The sequence below is a fragment of the Deltaproteobacteria bacterium genome (genome assembly GCA_009692615.1).
Taxonomy (GTDB): domain Bacteria; phylum Desulfobacterota; class Binatia; order UBA9968; family UBA9968; genus DP-20.
In genome coordinates, this window is record SHYW01000015.1 from 1 (window position 1) to 19,730 (window position 19,730).

The 19,730-nt window shown below is 57.1% G+C and carries 16 protein-coding genes; 5 read left to right on the forward strand and 11 right to left on the reverse strand.

Annotated features, from left to right (window positions below; translation table 11 throughout):
• Positions 1 to 199 precede the first annotated feature (199 nt).
• Both EXR70_05365 and plsY read left to right on the forward strand, forming a co-directional pair.
• Positions 200 to 820, forward strand: a complete 621-nt coding sequence (locus EXR70_05365; protein MSP37900.1) for an SH3 domain-containing protein — start codon at positions 200 to 202, stop codon at positions 818 to 820.
• A 9-nt stretch (positions 821 to 829) separates the two neighbouring features.
• Entirely contained in the window at positions 830 to 1,426 is a 597-nt protein-coding gene (gene plsY / locus EXR70_05370; GenBank protein MSP37901.1) for a glycerol-3-phosphate 1-O-acyltransferase, read from the forward strand.
• On the opposite strand, the gene EXR70_05375 is transcribed toward plsY, so the two are convergent.
• Positions 1,423 to 2,130 carry an OmpA family protein gene (locus tag EXR70_05375; protein ID MSP37902.1) on the reverse strand — a complete coding sequence of 236 codons (708 nt, stop codon included), beginning with the start codon at positions 2,128 to 2,130 and terminating at the stop codon, positions 1,423 to 1,425. The two genes, plsY and EXR70_05375, sit on opposite strands and share 4 nt — an antisense overlap.
• A 129-nt stretch (positions 2,131 to 2,259) precedes the next feature.
• On the reverse strand, positions 2,260 to 2,598 hold the full coding sequence (locus EXR70_05380; protein MSP37903.1) for a hypothetical protein: 339 nt from the start codon (positions 2,596 to 2,598) through the stop codon (positions 2,260 to 2,262).
• A 219-nt stretch (positions 2,599 to 2,817) separates the two neighbouring features.
• On the opposite strand from EXR70_05380, the gene EXR70_05385 reads away from it, so the two are divergent.
• From EXR70_05385 to amrB, 3 genes are read left to right on the forward strand one after another with little or no spacing between them, the layout of a single operon-like run.
• On the forward strand, positions 2,818 to 3,918 hold the full coding sequence (locus EXR70_05385) for an iron-sulfur cluster carrier protein ApbC (protein MSP37904.1): 1,101 nt from the start codon (positions 2,818 to 2,820) through the stop codon (positions 3,916 to 3,918).
• 33 nt (positions 3,919 to 3,951) lie between these two features.
• Entirely contained in the window at positions 3,952 to 4,251 is a 300-nt protein-coding gene (locus EXR70_05390; protein MSP37905.1) for a DUF59 domain-containing protein, read from the forward strand.
• Entirely contained in the window at positions 4,238 to 5,524 is a 1,287-nt protein-coding gene (amrB, locus tag EXR70_05395; GenBank protein MSP37906.1) for an AmmeMemoRadiSam system protein B, read from the forward strand. Before EXR70_05390 ends, amrB begins: the two co-directional genes overlap by 14 nt.
• Before the next feature lie 181 nt (positions 5,525 to 5,705).
• Here amrB and EXR70_05400 read toward each other — a convergent pair whose 3' ends face one another.
• The 9 genes from EXR70_05400 to EXR70_05440 form a co-directional block, all read right to left on the reverse strand.
• The gene (locus tag EXR70_05400) at positions 5,706 to 6,467 is read right to left on the reverse strand and encodes a glucose 1-dehydrogenase (protein ID MSP37907.1); all 762 of its coding nucleotides are present in this window, start codon (positions 6,465 to 6,467) and stop codon (positions 5,706 to 5,708) included.
• A gap of 130 nt (positions 6,468 to 6,597) precedes the next feature.
• A complete protein-coding gene (locus EXR70_05405) occupies positions 6,598 to 7,638 on the reverse strand; it encodes an amidohydrolase (protein MSP37908.1) in 1,041 nt (346 codons plus the stop codon).
• Positions 7,639 to 7,751: 113 nt separating this feature from the next.
• Positions 7,752 to 8,534: an SDR family oxidoreductase gene (locus EXR70_05410; GenBank protein ID MSP37909.1), complete on the reverse strand. Its 783-nt coding sequence runs from the start codon at positions 8,532 to 8,534 to the stop codon at positions 7,752 to 7,754.
• A gap of 100 nt (positions 8,535 to 8,634) precedes the next feature.
• A complete protein-coding gene (locus tag EXR70_05415; GenBank protein ID MSP37910.1) occupies positions 8,635 to 9,729 on the reverse strand; it encodes an alcohol dehydrogenase in 1,095 nt (364 codons plus the stop codon).
• Between the two features lie 96 nt (positions 9,730 to 9,825).
• Positions 9,826 to 10,812 carry a hypothetical protein gene (locus tag EXR70_05420; protein ID MSP37911.1) on the reverse strand — a complete coding sequence of 329 codons (987 nt, stop codon included), beginning with the start codon at positions 10,810 to 10,812 and terminating at the stop codon, positions 9,826 to 9,828.
• A gap of 574 nt (positions 10,813 to 11,386) precedes the next feature.
• Positions 11,387 to 12,232 (reverse strand): hypothetical protein, encoded by an 846-nt coding sequence (locus tag EXR70_05425; protein MSP37912.1) that lies wholly within the window; start codon positions 12,230 to 12,232, stop codon positions 11,387 to 11,389.
• Positions 12,233 to 12,321: 89 nt separating this feature from the next.
• Positions 12,322 to 12,912: a hypothetical protein gene (locus EXR70_05430; GenBank protein ID MSP37913.1), complete on the reverse strand. Its 591-nt coding sequence runs from the start codon at positions 12,910 to 12,912 to the stop codon at positions 12,322 to 12,324.
• 28 nt (positions 12,913 to 12,940) lie between these two features.
• Positions 12,941 to 16,426: a hypothetical protein gene (locus EXR70_05435; protein MSP37914.1), complete on the reverse strand. Its 3,486-nt coding sequence runs from the start codon at positions 16,424 to 16,426 to the stop codon at positions 12,941 to 12,943.
• On the reverse strand, positions 16,354 to 19,590 hold the full coding sequence (locus EXR70_05440; protein MSP37915.1) for a hypothetical protein: 3,237 nt from the start codon (positions 19,588 to 19,590) through the stop codon (positions 16,354 to 16,356). The genes EXR70_05435 and EXR70_05440 overlap by 73 nt, the downstream gene beginning before the upstream one ends.
• Positions 19,591 to 19,730 lie beyond the last annotated feature (140 nt).

Consider the following 19,730-nt stretch of genomic DNA (forward strand, 5'->3'; position numbering starts at 1 on the left):
GCGGCCTCAACCACGGTGATCTCGCTGCGATATACTCGTTGAATTACGTCTAGTCGTTTCTCGTCTTTCATTGTCAGGGTTGTCATCCTTCCACCCTGACATAATTACGTTGCCGTTAACCCCTGACATAATCACTTTGCTACAACACGGCGGCGAATTTTAATTGAGAGTTTGCGCCGCCTTGTGCTAGATTGAGCCGATGTTGAGCGCGTCGCGGAAGTGCACACCGTTTGTCTGTCTATTATTCTTATTAAATATTTCCGGCTCTGCTGACGCCGCGCCACAAAAGGCCGCCGTCTTTGGCACTCCGACTGCGAATTTGCGCGCCGGTGCCGGGGTTGAACATGCGCTTAAAACCACTCTGAAAGAGGGCGATCCAGTGATCGTCGAAAAGTTGGAAGGCGATTGGTATCTGGTGAACGCGGCGGATGGGCAGAAGGGTTACGTTCACAAAAATCTCTTGAAGCTGGTCGCTGAGACCGCTGTGCCACCGGTTCCTGCCTCAGTTCCAACGCCAACGGTGGTGACGAAATCCGAGCCACCGCCAGCCAGGGAGCCGTTAGCGGTTAAGAACGAAGCGCCCAGTGCGCCTGCGCCCGCACCGGTTCCGGTAGCTCTCGCGGCGCAGAAAACTCCAGCGCCACCAGCGAAGTCTGCCGAAGCTAAGTCGCAGTCGATCCTGCAAATGCTCGAAGGCCACGAAGCGGAAGTGAAGATCGGTCTATTTATCGCCGGCGTTGCCTTTGTCCTCGGCTGGTTTTGCGGCGGCAGCTATTACCAACGGCGTGAGCGCAAGTCGCGCTACAAGCTGCGCTTCTAAAGCTGCCTCATATCGCAGATAATGGCGATCCTGATATTAATCGTTTTCGCTTATGTGATCGGGTCGGTGCCGAGCGGTTACTTACTGGGCAAGCTTGCCGGCGTGGATGTCCGAAGCGTCGGCAGCGGCAACATCGGCGCCACCAACGTCGCCCGCGCCCTCGGCAAAGGGCGCGGCGTTGTGACCCTTCTAGCCGACGCCGCCAAAGGATATCTTCCAGTTTTTCTTGCGCTGCGCTTGGAATTCAGTGCCACAGCGATCGCGCTGATCGCTATCGCCGCGTTTCTCGGTCATCTCTATCCGCTGTTCTTAAATTTTCACGGCGGCAAAGGCGTCGCCACGGCGCTGGGCGGGTTGTTGGCTTTGGCGCCGACGGCGACTTTGGTTTTGATTGCGGTTTTTGCTGTGGCGGTGCTAGCGAGCCGAATCGTTTCGCTGGGCGCCATCGCCGCCGCGTTGGCGGCGCCGGTGGTGCTTTGGTTCTTTTCTCAGTCGGCGGTGATTGTCGCCATGGGGGTTTTTCTCGGCGCCATGGTCATCCTGCGTCATCGCGGCAACATTCAGCGCTTACTGGCCGGCACCGAGCCGCGCCTTGGCGCGCACTAATTTTCGATAATCACTTCGACCCGGCGATTTTGCTGGCGGCCGCTTTCGTTATCGTTGCTCGCCACCGGCGCGCGGGTGCCGAGTCCCGCCGACGAGATGTTTCGACCGTTCACACCATCACGTTGCAGCGCATCGGCGACGGTGCTCGCGCGCCGTTCCGAGAGGCGCTGGTTGTAGGCTTCCGCGGCGGCGCTTTCGCGGCTAGCATGGCCTTCGACGACGATGCGCCGGTTGGGCGCGTCGCGTTTGATGATGTTGGCGATCTGATCGACTTTGCTCCGGCCATCCGGTGTCAGGTCGGCGCTGTCGAATTGGAAGTTTACGTTGGGCAGATTGACCATGACGCCGCGGCTGGTTTCGCGGGCGTCGATGTTTCTCTTCTTGAGCTCGTCGATCAAAGCGCGATTCTTGTCGATTTCGGCGCGCTGTTGGTCGATTGATTTTTGCTGTTCGTTTTGACGATTCTGCTGGCCTTGGAGCTGATCGCCGATCAACGCGCCAGTGCCGAGTCCCAAAGCACCGCCGATCGCCGCGCCCACTCCGGGACGGCCCACCGCCGCGCCGATCAAGCCGCCGGCGGCCGCGCCACCCAAAGCGCCAATGCCGGCGCCCTTTTCACGGGTGGTGATGTCGCCGCCGGCGCAACCGGCGATGAGCAACATAATCAATAGGGACCGCGCTGAAAATTGTTTAGCCAAGTTCATACATCCTCCTGCCCTGTAGAGCCCGAACGAACTGTCGGGTTCGTCACTTGGTTAGACGTTCGATAACCCAATGTGTTCTAACGCGCGGAGAAATTTTTCTCGGCGACCCAATCAGTGTGAAATTCGCGATCAATATTCCTTCTGTTTCTTCAGGCGCTCGAGTTCGCGCTTTTGGCGGTCCAGCTCGGCTTGGTTGGCATCGATCTGTTTTTGCTGGTCGGCTTGGCGATTCTGTTGGCCCTGGAGTTGATCGCCGATCAAAGCGCCGGTGCCGAGGCCCAAGGCTCCGCCGATGGCGGCGCCCGCTCCTGGATGGCCGACCGCCGCGCCGATGATGCCGCCGATGGCGGCGCCGCCCAAGGCGCCGATGCCCGCGCCCTTTTCTCGCGTCGACAAGTCGCCGCCGGCGCAACCCATTAAGCCGCTGAGCATGAGGATGACCGCGAGCGTCGCAAACAAATGTTTCATAACTACCTCCTGATGGGACGAATTCGGACCGTTTCGCAGATGAGCGATTTTAGCAAAACGGCGCTATCCCGGCAAGGAGGATTGCGCGATCAAGTGCACCACGAGCGCGGCGGCTCAGTGGAGTTAGACTTCAGTGTGCCGCGAATGTTAGCAGAAGCACCTCTGTTGACATGATAGACCTTATAAGTCTAATGTTTTTCTGCCGATTGAAAGGAAAAAATGGACACAGTTTCTCAGGAAAATATTCTCGCCGCGTTGAGCAAAGTTGAGGATCCCGAGCTGCACCGCGATATCGTCAGCTTGGGCATGGTCAAGAATCTCGGCGTCAAGGACGGCAAGGTGAGCTTCACCGTCGAGCTGACGACCCCGGCTTGTCCGTTACGCGAAACCATTGAAACCGATTGCAAAAAAGCGTTGGCGGCGGTGGCCGGCATCACCAGTTTAGAAATCAACTTCGGCGCCCAGGTGCGCGGTAGCAAAGCCGGCGCTGGCCAGACTGATCTTTTACCGTCGGTCAAGAATGTTGTATTGGTAGCGGCCGGCAAAGGTGGCGTCGGTAAATCGACGGTGGCCGCGAATTTAGCCGTGGCGCTGAAAATGCTCGGCGCCAAGACCGGCCTGCTCGACGCTGACATCTACGGCCCGTCGGTGCCGATCCTCATGGGCGTCAAAGGCGAGCCGACCAAGATCGATGTCGAAGGCGGACAAAAAATCGCGCCGACGATAGCCCACGGCATCCCGGTGATGTCCATCGGGTTTTTTCTCGATCCCGACCAAGCGGTGATTTGGCGCGGCCCGATGTTGGGCAAGGCGCTGCATCAACTGATGGCCGATGTGCATTGGGGCGAACTCGACTATCTCGTCGTCGACATGCCGCCAGGCACCGGTGACGTGCAGATTACGTTTTCACAGCAGTTGAAAGTCAGCGGCGCATTGTTAGTGGCTACCCCGCAACTGGTCGCGCTTGCCGATGTGGTGCGGGCGAAATCAATGTTCGACAAAGTGATGATTCCAATCGTCGGTTTGGTCGAGAACATGAGCTACTTCATCTGCGATGGTTGCAACAAAGAGCATGATATTTTTTCCCGCGGCGGCGCGAAAAAAGCGGCGGAGCGCTTTCAGATTCCTTTTCTCGGCGAGATTCCGATCACGCCGGCGCTGCGTCAAGGCGGCGACGAAGGAGTGCCCATATTGATTCAAGATCCCAATTCGCCGGTGAGCAAAAGTTTTCTCGAAATCGCCGGCAAGCTGGCGGGGCAATTGTCGATCGCCTCGGAGCGCGCGCAAAAGGCCCAGGGGATCAAGATCGTGACGACTTAGCTCGTTCAATTCAGTCGAAAGCAGGAGCAAAAAATGGTTACCAGAGAACAAGTCTACGAAGCGTTGCACGAATGTTACGATCCGGAGATTCCGGTCAACATCGTCGATCTCGGATTGGTTTACGGCGTCGAAGTGACCGACGATAAAGTCGCGGTGATCATGACGTTGACCGCGCCGGGTTGCGGCATGGGCGGCATGATCGCCGCCGACGCCAAGGCGAAAATCATGGCTCTCGAAGGCGTCATCGACGCCACAGTGGATCTGGTCTGGGAACCGGCGTGGAATCCGAGCATGATCGCCGAAGAGGCGAAGCAGCGGCTTGGCATCGTCTGATTCGTCGCTGGCGATTTTTTCCATGGCCGACAAACCGAGAGTTCGCGGCATCGAAGCTTTTCCCGTTCAGCAGGACGGGAAGACGATTATCTATCTTAAAGACCCGCTCAATTTCGCCACGCCGCTGGGCATTTCGCCGGTCGGTTATTTTCTTTTGGTCCATTTCGACGGGCGCCACGCTTACAACGATCTGCGCGAAGTGTTCGAACAACGGTTTCGCTCGCCGCTGGCGCGCGCCGAGTTCGATCAATTCGTCGCCATGCTCGATCAACATTATTATTTAAAGAGCGAGCGCTTCGAGAAGTACCAGCAAGTGGTGATCGACGAGTTTCGCGCGCGTCCGAGCCGCGCGCCGGCCCATGTCGGCGGCGGTTACAAGAATGATCCGGTGGAGTTGACGGCGCAGCTCGATAGTTATTTCGTCGAGGCCAAAGGTCCGGGACTTCCCGCCGCGACTAATAACACCGCCACGCCGAAGGCGATCGTCGCGCCGCACATCGATTTTCACCGCGGCGGTCCGGCCTACGCTTGGGCATACAAACCGTTGGCGGAAAGCGCCGGCGCCGATCTTTATATTATTCTCGGCACATCCCACTGCGGCGGCCAGACGCCGTACATTCTCACCCGCAAGAATTTCGAAACGCCGCTGGGCTTGGTCGAAACCGACAGCGAGTTCGTCGAGCAGTTACAAGCGCAGAGTAGCGAGGACTGTTTTGTCGACGAGTATCTCCATCGCGGCGAACACTCCATCGAGTTTCAGGTATTGTTCTTGAAATACATCGCGCAGAAACGCGCCGCGCTCAACGGCGAACCGGAAAGGCCGTTTAAAATCGTTCCGATCTTGGTGTCGTCATTCCATTCAATGATGGTCAGTCAGACCTTGCCGGAAGCAACCGCGCCGGTGGGCAATTTCTTACGAACGCTGCGCCAGTTGGCGCAACAAGACACGCGGCGGATTTGTTTCGTCGCCGGCGTCGATCTCGCCCATGTCGGCAAACAGTTTGGCGACGAAGAACCTGTTGACGAGCAGTTTCTCAAATGGGTCGAAGCGGAAGATCGTCAGTTGGTTGATCGCTTAGTCGATTTGGACGCGCCGGGCTTTTTCAACGAGATTTCCAAGGACGAAGACAAGCGCAAGATCTGCGGCTTCGCGCCGCTCTATTCACTGATTCATCTTCTCGACGGCGCGCGCGGTAATCATCTCCATTACGGTCAAGCGTTCACGCCGGAGACCGGCTCGGCGGTGACGTTTACCAGTTTGGTATTCGACTAGCTTTCGAATTCGAAATTTAGGCGGGCCGGTTTTCTAACCGGCCAATAGTCAATCGCGGACAGGAATGTCCGCGCTCTCTTATTCGGATTGATTAGGTGGTGTAGGGGCGCAATTTATTGCGCCCTTTCCAACCGCAGCGCGAAGAGGACGCGATGAATCGCGCCCCTACGGGTTTCCCTCCTCAGTGCATATGCTGGCCGCCGTCGACGCCGATGGCTTGGCCGGTCATGAAGTCGCTGTCGTCCGAGGCCAGAAAGATGACAGTGCCCACCAAGTCCGCTGGATATTGATCGCGCTGCAGAGCGCGGCTCTTTCTTCTATCGGCCAATTGCTCGGCGCTGACGACGCCTTCTTGGTTGGGGCTGGAGATAGTCAGGCCCGGCATGATCGAGTTGACGCAGATATTATCGCTGCCAACTTCCCTCGCCAGCGCGCGGGTGAAGCCGAGGACGCCGGCTTTCGACGATACGTAGTGCAGAAAAAACGGCGTGCCGCCCTGGGTCGTGCCCGATGAGATGTTGATGATCTTGCCTTTGTGCTGCTGCTTCATCGTCGGGTAGACCGCTTTCACGCAAAGAAAAAGACCTTTGACGTTCACCGCCATGACCCGGTCCCACTCGTCGGTGTCGATTTCCATGAAGGCTTTTTTCTTCAGCGCCGAGTAAAGTCCGGCGTTGTTTACCAGGATGTCGATGCGGCCGTAGGCTTTTAGGGCTGCCGCCGCCATCGCTTGAGTTTTTTCCGGCGAGGTTACATCGACCGCCACGGCGATGGCTTCACCGCCGGCTGCTTTGATGTCGGCGGCAACCTTTTGCGCCTCGACATCTTGAATGTCGGCGACGACAACTTTCGCGCCTTCTTTCGCCAACCCATGGGCGTAAGCTTTGCCGATCCCCACGCCGCCGCCGGTGACGATGGCTACTTTGTCTTTCAATCGCATGATCTGCCTCCTTTATTAAGTCTTGAAGTCAGTAAGAAAATTTTCTCGCAAAGGCGCAAAGACGCCAAGTTCGGAATTTAATTCTTCTTACCTTTGCGTCTTTGCGCCTTTGCGAGAGAAAATCTTCCGGTCTTCATGTCTTTAGTCGATAAAAATTTACCGGGTTGTCGTGTAGTATCGCTTTCTTGTGCTCATCGCTGATGTCGTCGCGTTCGAGAAATTCCGGGATGTCGCGCTTGAACATGTCGGGTAAGCGCTCGTGCGGATAGTCGGACGGCCACATCAGACATTTTGGATTGAATTGCTTCAAGACGAACGGCAGTGCTTTCTCTTCGACTTCGCAAGTGGTCCAGATTTGGCCGTTGCGAATCAGTTCGCTTGGTTTTTGCTTCAAGAGCGGCGCTTGGACGCGGTAGGGCTTTTCCATTTCTTCATCCATGCGGTCCATCATGTAGGGCAGCCAGCCGCAGCCGGCTTCGAGAAACGCCACGCGCAGTTTGGGGAAGCGCACGAACACGCCTTCGAAAACCATGTGGGTGAACTGGATCAAGATCGCGAAGGGATGTTCCAAGGTGTGGACGTGGAGAAACTTGTTGAAAAAGTCGAAGCCCATGCCGCGGCTCGGCGCGCCGTGGATCGTCAGCGGCATGTCGAGTCTTTCGGCGGCTTCATAGATCGGATCGAAGTCGCTGTGGCCGTAACCTTTGTTCAACCAAGTCACCGCCGGCAGGAGGCCGGCGACGTGGCCCAAAGATTTCGCCCGCTCCAATTCTTTCGCCGCTTCGAGCGGTTCATGCACCGGGAGGAGCGCCACACCTTTGAGCCGCGGGCTTTGTTTGACGAAGCGATCGGCGAGCCAAGAATTATAGGCGCGGGCGAGCACGCAAGCCCATTCGGGATTCTGCACGAGGCCCAAGCCGAGGCCGCCGGTTGGATAGAGGACGGTCGTGTGCACGCCCAACTCGTCGAGAAATTGCAGCCAGCGCGGCGCCGGCGTCTCTGGATCTTTGCCCGGCACGCCGGTGCCGCGGTTCCAACCGTCGAGCGAGGGAAAGTAGCCGTAGGTTTCGAAGCGCGGCGCGCTGGTGTAACGGCCGCCAAGATAGTCGTGCAGCTCGCGGTCTTTTTCTAGCACGTGGCCGTCGGCGTCGATGATCGGGTAGGAAAGGTTCATAGAGAAGCTCCTCTTAAACAAATTGGAGTAATGGAGTGGTGGAGTAATGGAGTAATGGGTTCGGATGTTTTTCCGGTTCTCTTTTCAACACTCCAGTACTCCATCACTCCAGTTCATACGAACGAAATTCCGCCATCGACGTTTACCGTCTGCCCGGTCATAAAATCGCTCAGCGGCGAGGCGAGGAACAACATCGCGCCGACAACGTCCTGGGGCACTTGGACGCGCTTCAAGGCGCGCAGGCCGGCGGAGGACTCGCGCAGGCGAATGGTTTCTTCAGTGGGATTTTCTTCCGACAGCGTGTTGCCCGGCGCCAGGCAGTTGACGTTGATGTTGTCGCCGCCGACTTCACGGGCCAGCGTGCGGGTGAAGCCGATGGTGGCGGCTTTTGACGTGACGTAGTGAATTCGTCCTGGGCTGCCGGCGAAGACCGTGCCCGAAGCGATGTTGATGATCTTGCCGGACTGCTGGGCGCGCATGGTCGGCAGCACGGCGCGGCAGCAAAAAAATAACCCGCGTAGATTGACCGCCATCAATTTATCCCATTCTTCGGGATCGATGGTTTCGATGCGGCCGCGGTTCATGGGCACGACGGAAAATATCGCCGCGTTGTTGATGAGAACATCGATGCGGCCGAAGCGCTCGATGGTTTGCGCGGCCATTTTCTTAGTCGCGTCTTCGTTGGACACATCGACGTGAAGCGGTAGAAGGGACGAAAAATCTTTCGCCCCTACCTCGGCAGCAATTTCCGCGGACGCCGCTTCGGCCCCCGGTTTGTCGATGTCGGAGATGACCACACGCGCCCCGGCACGGGCGAATCCTTTGCAGTACGCCTTGCCTATGCCATGGGCGCCGCCGGTGACGATGACGACCTTGTCTTTGAGTCCATCGATCATGGACGCGAATCATTGGAGTGGTGGAGTAATGGAGTGTTGGAGGATTGGGTCTCCCCGCCCATCATCCCATTACTCCAGTATTCCATCACTCCAATTCCCCTCACCCGATCGCCGGATTGATCAACGCCTTGGTCGGGAAGGTGCCCGGCACTTCGCCGCCAATGGAGCGAATACAGTGCTCGATGTCCTTCAAGGGAAAAATGTGACTGACCATCTGTTCCACCGGAAATTTCGTCTCTTCGATAATCCGCAGCGCGGCTTCGGTGGCGTCGTTGTCGGCGGTGAAACAGCCTTGCAGTTTGATTTCGTTCCAGACCAATTTATCCATCAACATCGGCGTCACCGTGGTGTCGCCGGTGAGTCCGCCGAGTACCATGGTCGATTGGCGATGCAGGCAGTCCACCGATTTCAAGATCGCATTGGGATTGCCCGAGACATCGATGACGACATCGCAGAGTTCGCCATTGGTTTCCTTGCGAACAACTTCGACGACATCTTCCTGTTCGACGTTGATGATGCGCGTGGCACCAAACTTTTTAGCCAATTCCAATCTCGGCATATCACGGCCGATGCCGCTGACGAAGATTTTCGCCGCGCCGGCGTGTTTCGACGCAAAGGTGCAAGACAACCCTTGCTGGCCTGGACCTTGGATGAGCACATAGTCGCCCATCTTGACGCCGCCGCGGCGGATCGCCCATTGAAAACCGTTGGCCATCACCGAACCGACAAGCGCCGCGGCTTCGGCGGACAATGATTCGCTCACTTTGGTGCACAAAACGTCGGGCGCCAAGTATAAATAGTCGGCAAAGCCACCGAACAGATGGGGCGGCAGATCGCATTTCGTTCGTCCGCCGTAGTTGGTGCGCTGGCGACAGAAGCGTTGGTTGTTGCGCCGGCAGTCGGCGCAGCGGCCGCAGCCCAGCGCGCCTTTGAGAATGACTCGGTCGCCCTCTTTGACATGATGAATCGCCGCCGCGTTCTTGCCGAGCTTTTCGATCCGGCCGAGAATCTCATGGCCGAGAATGATCGGATAGTCGACCTTGAGTTTGCCGTGCAGATATTTCACATCGGTGCCGCACACTCCGCCCATTTCGACTTTGATCAATCCGCCGTCGGCGGGAATATCGGGAATCGGATATTCGCGCAGTTCCAGTTTGTCGGGGCCGAGCAGTGTCGCACCTCTTGAGCTTGCCATGGTTTGTCCTCCTTAGATTTTTTGAGCCCGTTTAAGTTGAGATCCTTCGCTGTTCGCTCGGGATGACACGGCCCCTGATTTTTATCACAGGTCGGGTCACTTCACTCGGTATTCCTGGGAAATCTTGTCGATGAAGCCGCTGCCTTCAAGTTCCTTGACCAGTGACAGGTCGGTATAGCGGTCTGGGTTTTCTTTCAGGACTTTGGGATCTTTTTTGCCGACTTCCTGAATCGGCAGCTCGAAATACTCCCGTGATGGATAGGGCTTCAGCGGAAAGTCATATTCTTTGAAATTTTCTTCCAGCACTTCGCGATCCTGGACTTTCATGTATTTGGACAAAACTTTCATGGCGAATTCTTTATTCGACTTATAGAGCGCCACGCCTTCGATCATCGCCTTGTTGAAGTTGACCAGCTCCGCCCGGGCCTTTGCCAGGTAGGAGCGGCGCGCTACGAAGAAAAGACTGGAGTAGGGAATGTTCAGCTTCGACGCGTCGAGCAGCAGCGTCATCCCGAGTTTGCGCGCTTGCAGCGTCATCGGCGGCGTCAGCATGGCGGCATCCGCATTGTTCGTCTCGACGGCGGCGATGCGGTTGGCTTGATTGCCGACTTGCAAGAGCGCCACGTCGATGTCAGGCCGCAAACCTTCGCGCTGTAGCAGATAGCGGGCAGCGAAGTCGGCGTTGCTGCCGAAGCGGCTGATGGCGACGCGTTTTACTTCCTTGATGCTCTTGATGCCTTTGCGCGCGTAAACGCGGTTGTCCATGGTATTGCCCAAGCGGCCGAACATGACGAGGTCGAGTTGAGGCGTTGAAATCACCACTTGCGGCGAAAACATGCCGACATGTGCGTCACCGGAACTGAGCGCGGCAGCGGCGGAGGATGCGCCCTGGATAAATATCAGCTGGACGCTGTTGCCGTACTTCTCGAAGAGCTTGGCTTCCTTGGTCACCCACAGCGGCGCGAATTGGCCGACCTCGCTGGTCCACACGACATTGATGTTGGCGGCGAATGCCGGCGCGAGTTGCAATGCGACTGAGGCGAGTAAGAGCGGCAATGCCGCTCTGCGCAGGAATTTTTTCATTCAAGACTCCTTAAATTGAACCTAGCACTGTCGTCGTCGACCACGCGGCTCGCCTACCCATATAGTACCGAACAGTTGGCGAATCAAGTTTGGGAAGTTACGTCAGCCGGCTATTCATGTCGATGGCTACCTTGAATATCCCGCATCGACTGCGGGATATTCAAGGTAGTTGCAAAAGGTATGATCGATGAAAAAACCGAAGTTCGGCTAGTTCCTGACGATAGATTACGGTGCGGAGATCGATCTCGAAATCCTCAAAACGGCCGCCGCATCGGCGTAGAGCGCAAACGCGCCGACGCCCCAACGATCACCAAGTCCATGCACATCGCATTGGATAATTTCAAACTCGATGAATTGATAATCGTCTATCCAGGCGAAAAACGTTACAAGCTGGCCAAGGGAGTCGAGGCTGTGCCGCTGGGGGAAATGGTGAATGCGAAGTTAGTGTCAGCAGGTATGTCGCAATTACGTGGCGAAGGGGCACGTCTCAAATCACGCGAATATGTGATCAAGATCTGGCGTCGTTCCTCCCGCGCGGAGGATGCTCAAAATGCGTGGCTTCTCGGGCGGCTGGTTAACTTACCGGTTTGCGGTTGTATATTACCTCTTCGACGAGATCTGGTCCGAAATGCCACTGTTCGGCGACCCGTTTCGCGTCTGGGCATGATGCGAGTACTATACCGGCAGAGCTGAAGGAATCGGCGTAGCTGAACGCGAAGTGAGCCATGATGACAACTCCGATACTTAAGATGAATTTGGTGAGCCTCTGTTGGTCTTGGAGGGCCTCCGCTTGGCCAACTTGCAAAGCGCTCGCGTAGCTGGAATGTGAATAGCCGCAGAGATAACCATAGATTTCCTTGAAATACTGCTTGTGAAACCCCGCCTTTACGCCGAGATCAGACCAACCGTTACCAATTCGCCAATCTCCTTCGAGTAGTTTGTCGCGTTGCTTCGGTGTGTACTCCTGAAACTGAGGCGCTGCCTCAATCTCAGACTTAAGCGCATCGATCTGCTGTTTTTCACGGGCCAAGACTTGGCGGTGTTCATCTGTTGATACATGAAACTGCTGGCGGTCAATCAGGCCACCAAGGCGCCAGGTCTTGTGCCGGAACTCAGAAATATCTCTGCGGTCCGCGGTCCCGTAAAGGTAGTAGAACACGAGGTAGGTTTCTAAGGCGGCTCGCGCGACAACCTTGACTGATGCGTGATCGATAAAAAATATGGATGAGGGGTTGTTATGTTTGACAGTGGTACCGGTGGCGAGCGTCTGCATCGATACGAGATGACGGAACAGCTTTATAGAGAGTGTCTGAGCATCATTCAGCCACTCCTCGCCAGTTTCGATCTTCTTTCCTGCCTGCGATTGAACAAGCCGGATGAAGAGGTCAAGAAGTACCGCATAGTCGGTGCTATGGGACATCGTTTTCTGAATCCTCTGTGATCTCTTTGGTGACGCGACGTTTTCTTTCGGATGGGCGAGCGCCGCTCGCCCCTACACCGGATCCGTGGCTACTTCGTAAACGTCAACCGCTTATAAACCGCGCGCACCGAATCGACGTCGCGTTTGCAGTATTCGACGATCTCGGGGAGCTTGCCGGCGCGGTAGTAGGGGTAGACTTTGGAGCCGTCGAGGTTTTCTTTGGGCGAGGGGATGCCGAGGGCTTTCGTTAGATTGTCTAGACTGACATGTTCGCGGCCCCATTTGCTCCATTCTTGCATGGTGTCGTAGATCGGTGCGTTGCGAAATCTTGTGAACGGGATGTCGCGCAGGGGTTTGATCTGGTGGATGACCGAGCGTTGGTAGAGGAAGCGCAAGTCGAAGTCGAGAATATTGTGGCCGACGAACAAATTGCAATCGACGGCGAGCTTCCAGAAATTCTTGATGATCTCGGTTTCCTCGCCCTCCAACACTTGAATCGGCGCATCGCCTGGGGGATCGATGGCGTAGCACAGGCAGATGATTTTCGCCGTGGCCGCCGACAGGCTGAGCTTCTTGATTAGTTCGGGTTCGTCGAGTTTGATCTGCGCGTCGAGCAGGCCATTGTCTTGCAGCGATTTGTCGGTGGGCACGGTTTCGATGTCGAAGTAAAAGATTTTCATATTTTGTCCTGTGGTTCGCTGCCGATCGTTAGAACAGCGCCAATTCAACGTTCGACTCAGTGCCGACTTCAACGGATTCGCCGAGGCGGAGAAAGATCAATTTAAACCCAGCCACTTGGCGGCCCAGACTCTTTCTCGCCGCCTCGATGTAAATTTCCGCCTGCTGGCGATAGCGTTCGGCGCCGGCGCGTAATTCGTTTGGTTCGATCCTATCTGTCTTATAGTCGGCCAGGTAAAGCAAGCCGTTTTTCTCGTAGATCAAATCGATGACGCCTTCCATGATCTGATCCTGCCACGGCATGATCAGCGGCACTTCGCGGCCGAGAATCTTTGCCCCGGCGAGTTCATCGTAGGCTTTGGAGTGGAAGTAGTTATCTAAAATTTCGTGCAGCTCGTTTTCGACTTCCGTGCGGTGCGAAGCGAATTCCGTCGGCAAAGCGCCGTCGATGAAACTGCGCAGTTGCGCAGGGAGTTTCGCGGTCTCGCTACCGAACTGCCAAGTCTGCAAAAATCGGTGCGTCAGATCGCCGACCAGCAGCGCTGGAGTTTTGCGCGGCGGTTGCGTGCTGATTCTATCTCCGGCTTCGCTGTTCTCTTCTTCCTGGCGCTTGAGCAATGTCGGCGTCAGGAATGGCGTGATCTGCTGCGCCCTGTCAAAAACTTCCGTGCGCCGTGCCCACTTTTCTATATAAGGCTTCCAGTCGGGCTTCTTCTTCGAGCGTTTAGCTTTGGCCGGCGCGTGGCTCGGCGCACTGAGGTTCTGATGCACCACTTCGATCTCGACTACGCCTTTGCCGAGAGTGACGCGACTGGAAGAATCGGCGCCGGCGATAGAGTCGCTGAGCGTCGTGTCGAGCATAGCTTGAAAGCTGCCGCCGGAGCGCCGATTGCTCGGGGCGCAGGAGATGACGAGATGTTCTCGCGCGCGGGTCATGGCGACATAGAGCAACCGCTTTTGTTCCTCGGTGTTTCTCGCACGGTTTTTCTCGCCGATGTAGAGGCCGGCGAGGTCGGCGATTTGGCCGATGCGCGTGCCGGTGAGTCCGGTGGACCAGTCGAAGCTCGACTCGGCTTCGGCGCTATGGCGTCCTTCGGTGCCGGTCTGGCAGCCGGCGAGAATCACTATTGGAAACTCCAAGCCCTTGGCTTTGTGGATGCTCATGATGCGCACGGCGTCGAGATTTTCTTCGGCGAGGACGCTTTCGCCTTCGTCTTTGACGTCGAGGACGCGCTGTTCGAGTTGGCGGATGGCGGTTTTGAGCGTGGTCAATCCCTCGTGGCCTAACTGTTCGGCTTGCTGGCGCAGCTTGGCCAAGTTCGCCACCGCCTGCTCGCCATGGAAGTGACAAGCGGCGAGTAATTCTACCGGTAATGTGGAAAATACCCGATCGACGGCGGCGCCGACGGGCACGCTTCTCGTTTCAATATTGAGCTCGGTCAGCGCTTGATAAAGCTGCAAAAGCGTTGCGGGAAACTCCTTGTCGTCGAGCTTGGCGCTGTCGCGATAATCCAAGAGGTTATGCCTGTGCAGCTGGTAAATCTGCAAGTCGGTGAGGCCGCCCAAGGGCGAACGCAGCACGCCGACCAAGGCCAAGCGGTCATAGGGATTCTCCACCGCGCGCAGCAAATTCACCGCGTCGATAATTTCTTTTGCCGCGTAGAAATGGCGCTCACCTTCGACAACGTAGCGAATGGACTGGCGGCGAAACGGTTCCAAATAATCGTGGATGTCGGTGAGTTTGCGCATCAGGATGGCGACATCTTTGGGTTGAGCAATAACGGTCTCGCCGCGCGGGTTCAAGATTTGCGCTTTGCCCAACACCGACTCTTTCAACCAGAGCGCCAAGCTTTCGCCTTCGATGCGCCGGGCGGTTTCGGCGTCAGTCTCATCGTCTGGCGCGATGATTTTTCGCACTGAAAATTTTGTCAGCGTTGTTTGATTACTGACACGGCCGGGCGCGGGCTCGATGGCGATGTAGGGCGGTTGCAAGCCCGGTTGCGCTTGGATCAGTGTTGTAAACGCGCCGTTGACGACGTCGAGTATCGCGCCATCGCTGCGGAAGTTGGTGATCAGCCGGCACTCGATGCCGTCTTGCGCCAGGACGATGTTCTCGACCACTTCTAAATAGGCCTCGATGTCGGCACGGCGAAAGGCGTAGATCGATTGTTTCGGGTCGCCGACTACGAACAGTTTGCCGGGTTCTAGTTTAACCTTGCGCCAGTCCGATGCGCTCTGATTGGGCTGCTCGGCAAGGTAGAGAAGAATTTCATACTGGATTGGATCGGTATCCTGGAACTCGTCGATTAAAATACTTCCGTAGCGTCGCTTCAATTCGGCGCGCACGCGCTGGTGGTCGCGCACCAGGTTGCGCGCGCGCACCAGAAGGCCGTCGAAGGAGATATGGCCGTCGCGCAGGAAGCGTTCGCGAAAGGATTCGGCATAGGGCGCGAGTAGACGCCAGATGAGTGCGGTGAACTCGCCGTCGACGCCGGCCAAACCTTTGGCCGCGCGTACCAGCTCTTGGGCCGCCGCGATATCCTCCGCAGACCAGCCTTTGAGGCTGCGGCTGACGAACTTTTCCGCCAAGAGCGCGTAGCATTCAGCCAATTCTTCCGAGCGCCGGCCGGAATTTTGAAACTCATAGATCACTGCGTGGGCAGCGCGCACGAGTTTTTCATTCATGCGGTCTTCGGGATGGCGCGTGTCCAAGGCCGCCGCTTGAGCGGCTAATTTGCCGAGCCAGTCACGCAACGGCGCGGCGATTTCATTCGTTGGTTCTTGCGTGAGATCGACGGTTTCGGCGGCGAGCGATCGCGCCAGCGCTTTGATCAGATCGAGTTGGCAGCGGGCGAGAATCTTGCGCCACTCGTCGGCACGTGGACTGCTGAGCGCGAGCTCCTGATCGAGCCAGCTGTCCCACTGCTCGTCGAACAGCCGGTCGAACTCCGTGCCGTCGTCTTCGCGAAACTGCGGGTCGACGCCGGCTTCGATGGGATAGAGCCTGAGCAAATTAGCCGCGAAGCTATGGATTGTGCCGAAGTCGCTGCGTTCAAGATTGCGCAGGGCGTCGCGGATGCGCTGGTCTATTTCATCTTTGGAAAGTTGATAGAGCGCGATCAACTCTTCGACGGCGTGATAATTTTTCTTGTCGGTTTCGCTGGTCGGCTCGCGGTCGAGCTCGACGGCTAAATACGCCTGCAAGTGTTCGCGCAGGCGCAGCTTCATTTCATCGGCGGCTTTGTTGGTGAAAGTCAGAGCGACGATCTCAGTGATCTTGAGCGGATCGGGATTGCGCAAGATCAGATGCGCCAGCCGGTCGACCAGCAAAGTCGTCTTGCCGGTGCCGGCGCCGGCGGTGACGACCAGATTGCGATCGAAGGTGCTGACGGCGATCTGACGGTCGCGGGCGTCGGGCAACGATGTTTTCGCCGGACTTTCACTCATAACTTCTTCGGATCTTTGCCGCGCAAGGCGTAATGCGCTTCGGTCCGCGGATCGTTCTCGGCGCGCCATAAACTCGGCGGATGATTCTTGCGGCAAATGGTAGCGACCTCGCAGTGGCCGCAATACTCGCCACGGTGAATAAAGAAACTGCCTTGGCGCACGCCATCGGCGAGATAGGCGATGGTTTCCTGGGTGGCGGCGCCGAGAGTGCCGATCAAGCCTTCACGATCGTAGGGTGCTGTGACCAGCGGACCGTCGGCCCAGCGTTGGGCGATGTAATAAAAATCCGCTTCGATGGTGGACGCGGCTTTTCCACCTTGGCGTTCGGACCACGCTTGCGCGAGCAAATAATAAAAAGGCGGCTGCAATCTTTCGCCGCGCAGCGCCGCGCGCAAAAGATTTTTGTCCTCGGTTTTTGGCGCGCCGCCGAACTTGAACTTGTAATCGATCACACGCAGCGCATCACCATTTCGCAAGTTGCGATCGATACGATCCATGCGGCCGCGGATGGTCAGCCCTTTTAAACTATCCGGCCAGTCCTCGGGCAAGCTGCGCGCCACGTCGGTCTCCAAACTCACCGGCGCGAAGCCCGAGCTGGTAAGTTCTTTCAAATCGTTGCTGGTCACCTGTTGGAGTAATTGAATCAGCCCGAGTTTTAGCGTTTCCCACGCCAGCGGGTAGCCCACCGGATTGTTGGTTTCGTATTCGGCGAATGCGCGGGTAGCGACGGCTAGGAGAACGTTCTCGGTATTCATGTTTGCGGCCTTGCCGGTGAAATATCCGCCGTCTATCAGCGCTGCGTAAAAGCCGTTGAGAATCGTATGGCCCAGCTCGCCGAACTCGGCGGCGTTGGGGCCGAGCGCTTCTTCGGGACGGTCCATCGGCTGCAAGCCCAACACTTGGCGGGCGAAAAATTGAAACGGGCAGCGCGCGTAGGTTTCCAGCGCCGTCGGCGACAAGCCGCGCTCGGAAAAATGTTTCCAATAGCCGGCGAGTTCGCCGACCACGCCGTCGTAGGCGAGCAAGCGATCGGTGGATTGGTCGAGGGTGGCGACGATCTTACGTCCTTGCTGATAGAGCGCTGGAAGATTGCCGGTGGCTTCGATCAGCGAAGTGGGATCTTGATTCGCCAACGTCAGCCGAATCGCTAGTTCGCTGGGCAGCAGCAAGTCTTGGCGATCGAAGGGCTCCACCGTGGCTTTTTCAATCAAACTGCGCGGGATGGTGACGGTTTCGCAGATGCGACCCTGGCCGCTGAATGCTTGCTTCAATTCTTCGACATACCATGACGGCGCCAGGGCGCGACCGTTGTCATCGGCGCGTTGGTAGGAGCAGTAAAGCCGCTCGCGAGCCGCACCGACCAGGAGCGTGAACAAAAGTTTTTCTTCGTCGTAGCCGGTGAGTTTCTGATTGACCTTGTAGCCCAAGTCGGTTTCGAAAATTTCCCGGTCGCGGTCGCGCAGAAAAGCGTCTTCGCGGATGGTGCGCGGAAAGACGCCTTCGTTCATGCCGAGGACGAACAAGACGCGGAACGACAGGCCGCGCGCCGCCGTTGCCCCGAGCACCATGACGCCGTCGCGGTTGCGCCGGTCGTCGGTGACCGTGGTGCGTTCGAGCCAGTGCTCGAAGGTGTGGCTAAAATCGCCGAGGCTGACATTGTCTTCAATCTTGTCGAGCCCAGCGAGCTGATCCAGGACTTCGAGGATCGCATTGTTCGGCACGGCTTGCTCCGTTTGAGTCTCGGTCGCGATGCCAAGATATTTTTCCAACAAGATTTTCCATCGGCTCGTGTAATCTTGCCACGTCGCGTGGCTGGGCAGACTAGCGAGATCGGCGACCAGTGCGTCAACGACATCGGCGAGGGCGGTCAACTGCGGCGCGGCGATTTTGATGACGCGCGTTTCGTCGTCTTCGGAGATTTGCCGCAAAAGTAAATCGCGCTGGGTGAAACGGCGCAGCCGGCGCCATTCGCCGACCCCTTTGCAGATCGCCAGCTCGCGGGTCGCCAAGTCCCACAGCTCGGGACGCGCCTCGGATCCGGCGCTGAAGGTTTGCAGTTGGAAATAGGGCGACGAGAGCAGATCGATGACTTGGCTGCGGAGATAATCTTTGGCCGGCAGATTGAGCAGTAGGATGACCGCCTTGGTCAGCGGAAAATGCACCAGCGGTTCTTCGAGGCGGCCGGCGAGCGGGATGCGATGTTGGGCAAAGCTTTCTCGGATGACCGCGCCGTAGGATTCCAAACCGCGCGCCACCACGCCGATCTCGTGGAAAGCGAACTTGCCGTCGTCGGTCAGGCGCAGGATCTCTTTGGCGACGGTAGCGACTTCGTCATGGATGCCGAAGGTATTGACAATCTGGCAGTGCCATTTCTTGGCGGGTTTTGCGTAGCTTCTGCTTTTATCGCTGTCGAACATGCGGGCGTTGGCTGGTAGCGCGCCGGTGGATTCCGAGTTGCCACTCGACTCGCTGGTATGTCCTTGGATGTAACGCTCGTAGAAGCGCGCGGCGAAGCTCCACGCGTCGTGACTCGGCTTGGCGGCTAACAACGGAAAGAACAGCGTGGTGGGAAAGTGGCGCACCGCAAGGAAAAAGTCCAGTTGAATCTGCGTCAAGTCGTAAAAGCCGTAGTAAAAAATCTCGCTGAACTGTTGGAGGAAGGAGGACGCTTGCGCCTGCTCGGTGGCGCGGCGGTCGAGATCGGAGAGGTCGTTGATATTTTGCGCGTCGCAGAAATGTTGCAAGGTTTGCAGCAGGTCAAGTAATTCCCCTGTGCGCTCGCTGGTGCGCTGATTGAAATGGCCCTCGCTGAGCGCCGCCAGCGCCAATACCGGATCGACTAAGCCATCGCGCAGATCGCGCAGCGTTTGCCACAGCGCGGCGCAGCCGCCGGCGCGATCTTCGATGCCAGTAAAGGGCGCGGCGCCGGGCTGGCGCGTTCGGATGATCTGACGCAGCGCTTCTTCGAGAAAAAGATCGCTGTGCAGTTGGGTTGGCGTGCCGCCGCATTCGCCGTTCAGCCGTAACGATAGCTGGTGAAAGGTCAGTAGCTGCACATTGAGCAGCGCCAAGCCGCGCTCGCGGGTCAAGAGAATTTTCAAGCGCCGGCGGATGAGATCGGACGGCACCAGGATCAACAGCGGGCAGAGCAGGTCGGTGTCTTTATGTTTGGCAATCGCTTCGACGAGCGCGTTTTCGAGATCGGGATGAAAGGGAGCGACGATGGTTTGCATGATTCGAACTTAATGTTGCGACGGGTGTCGTGCCTCAATATGAAATAGGCCAGCTGGATTGGCAAGGCAATTTCACGTCGATGACAAAATAGATTGGCGCGGATTTCTATTTGCAAATGCGCCGGCAAAGCATTAAACCC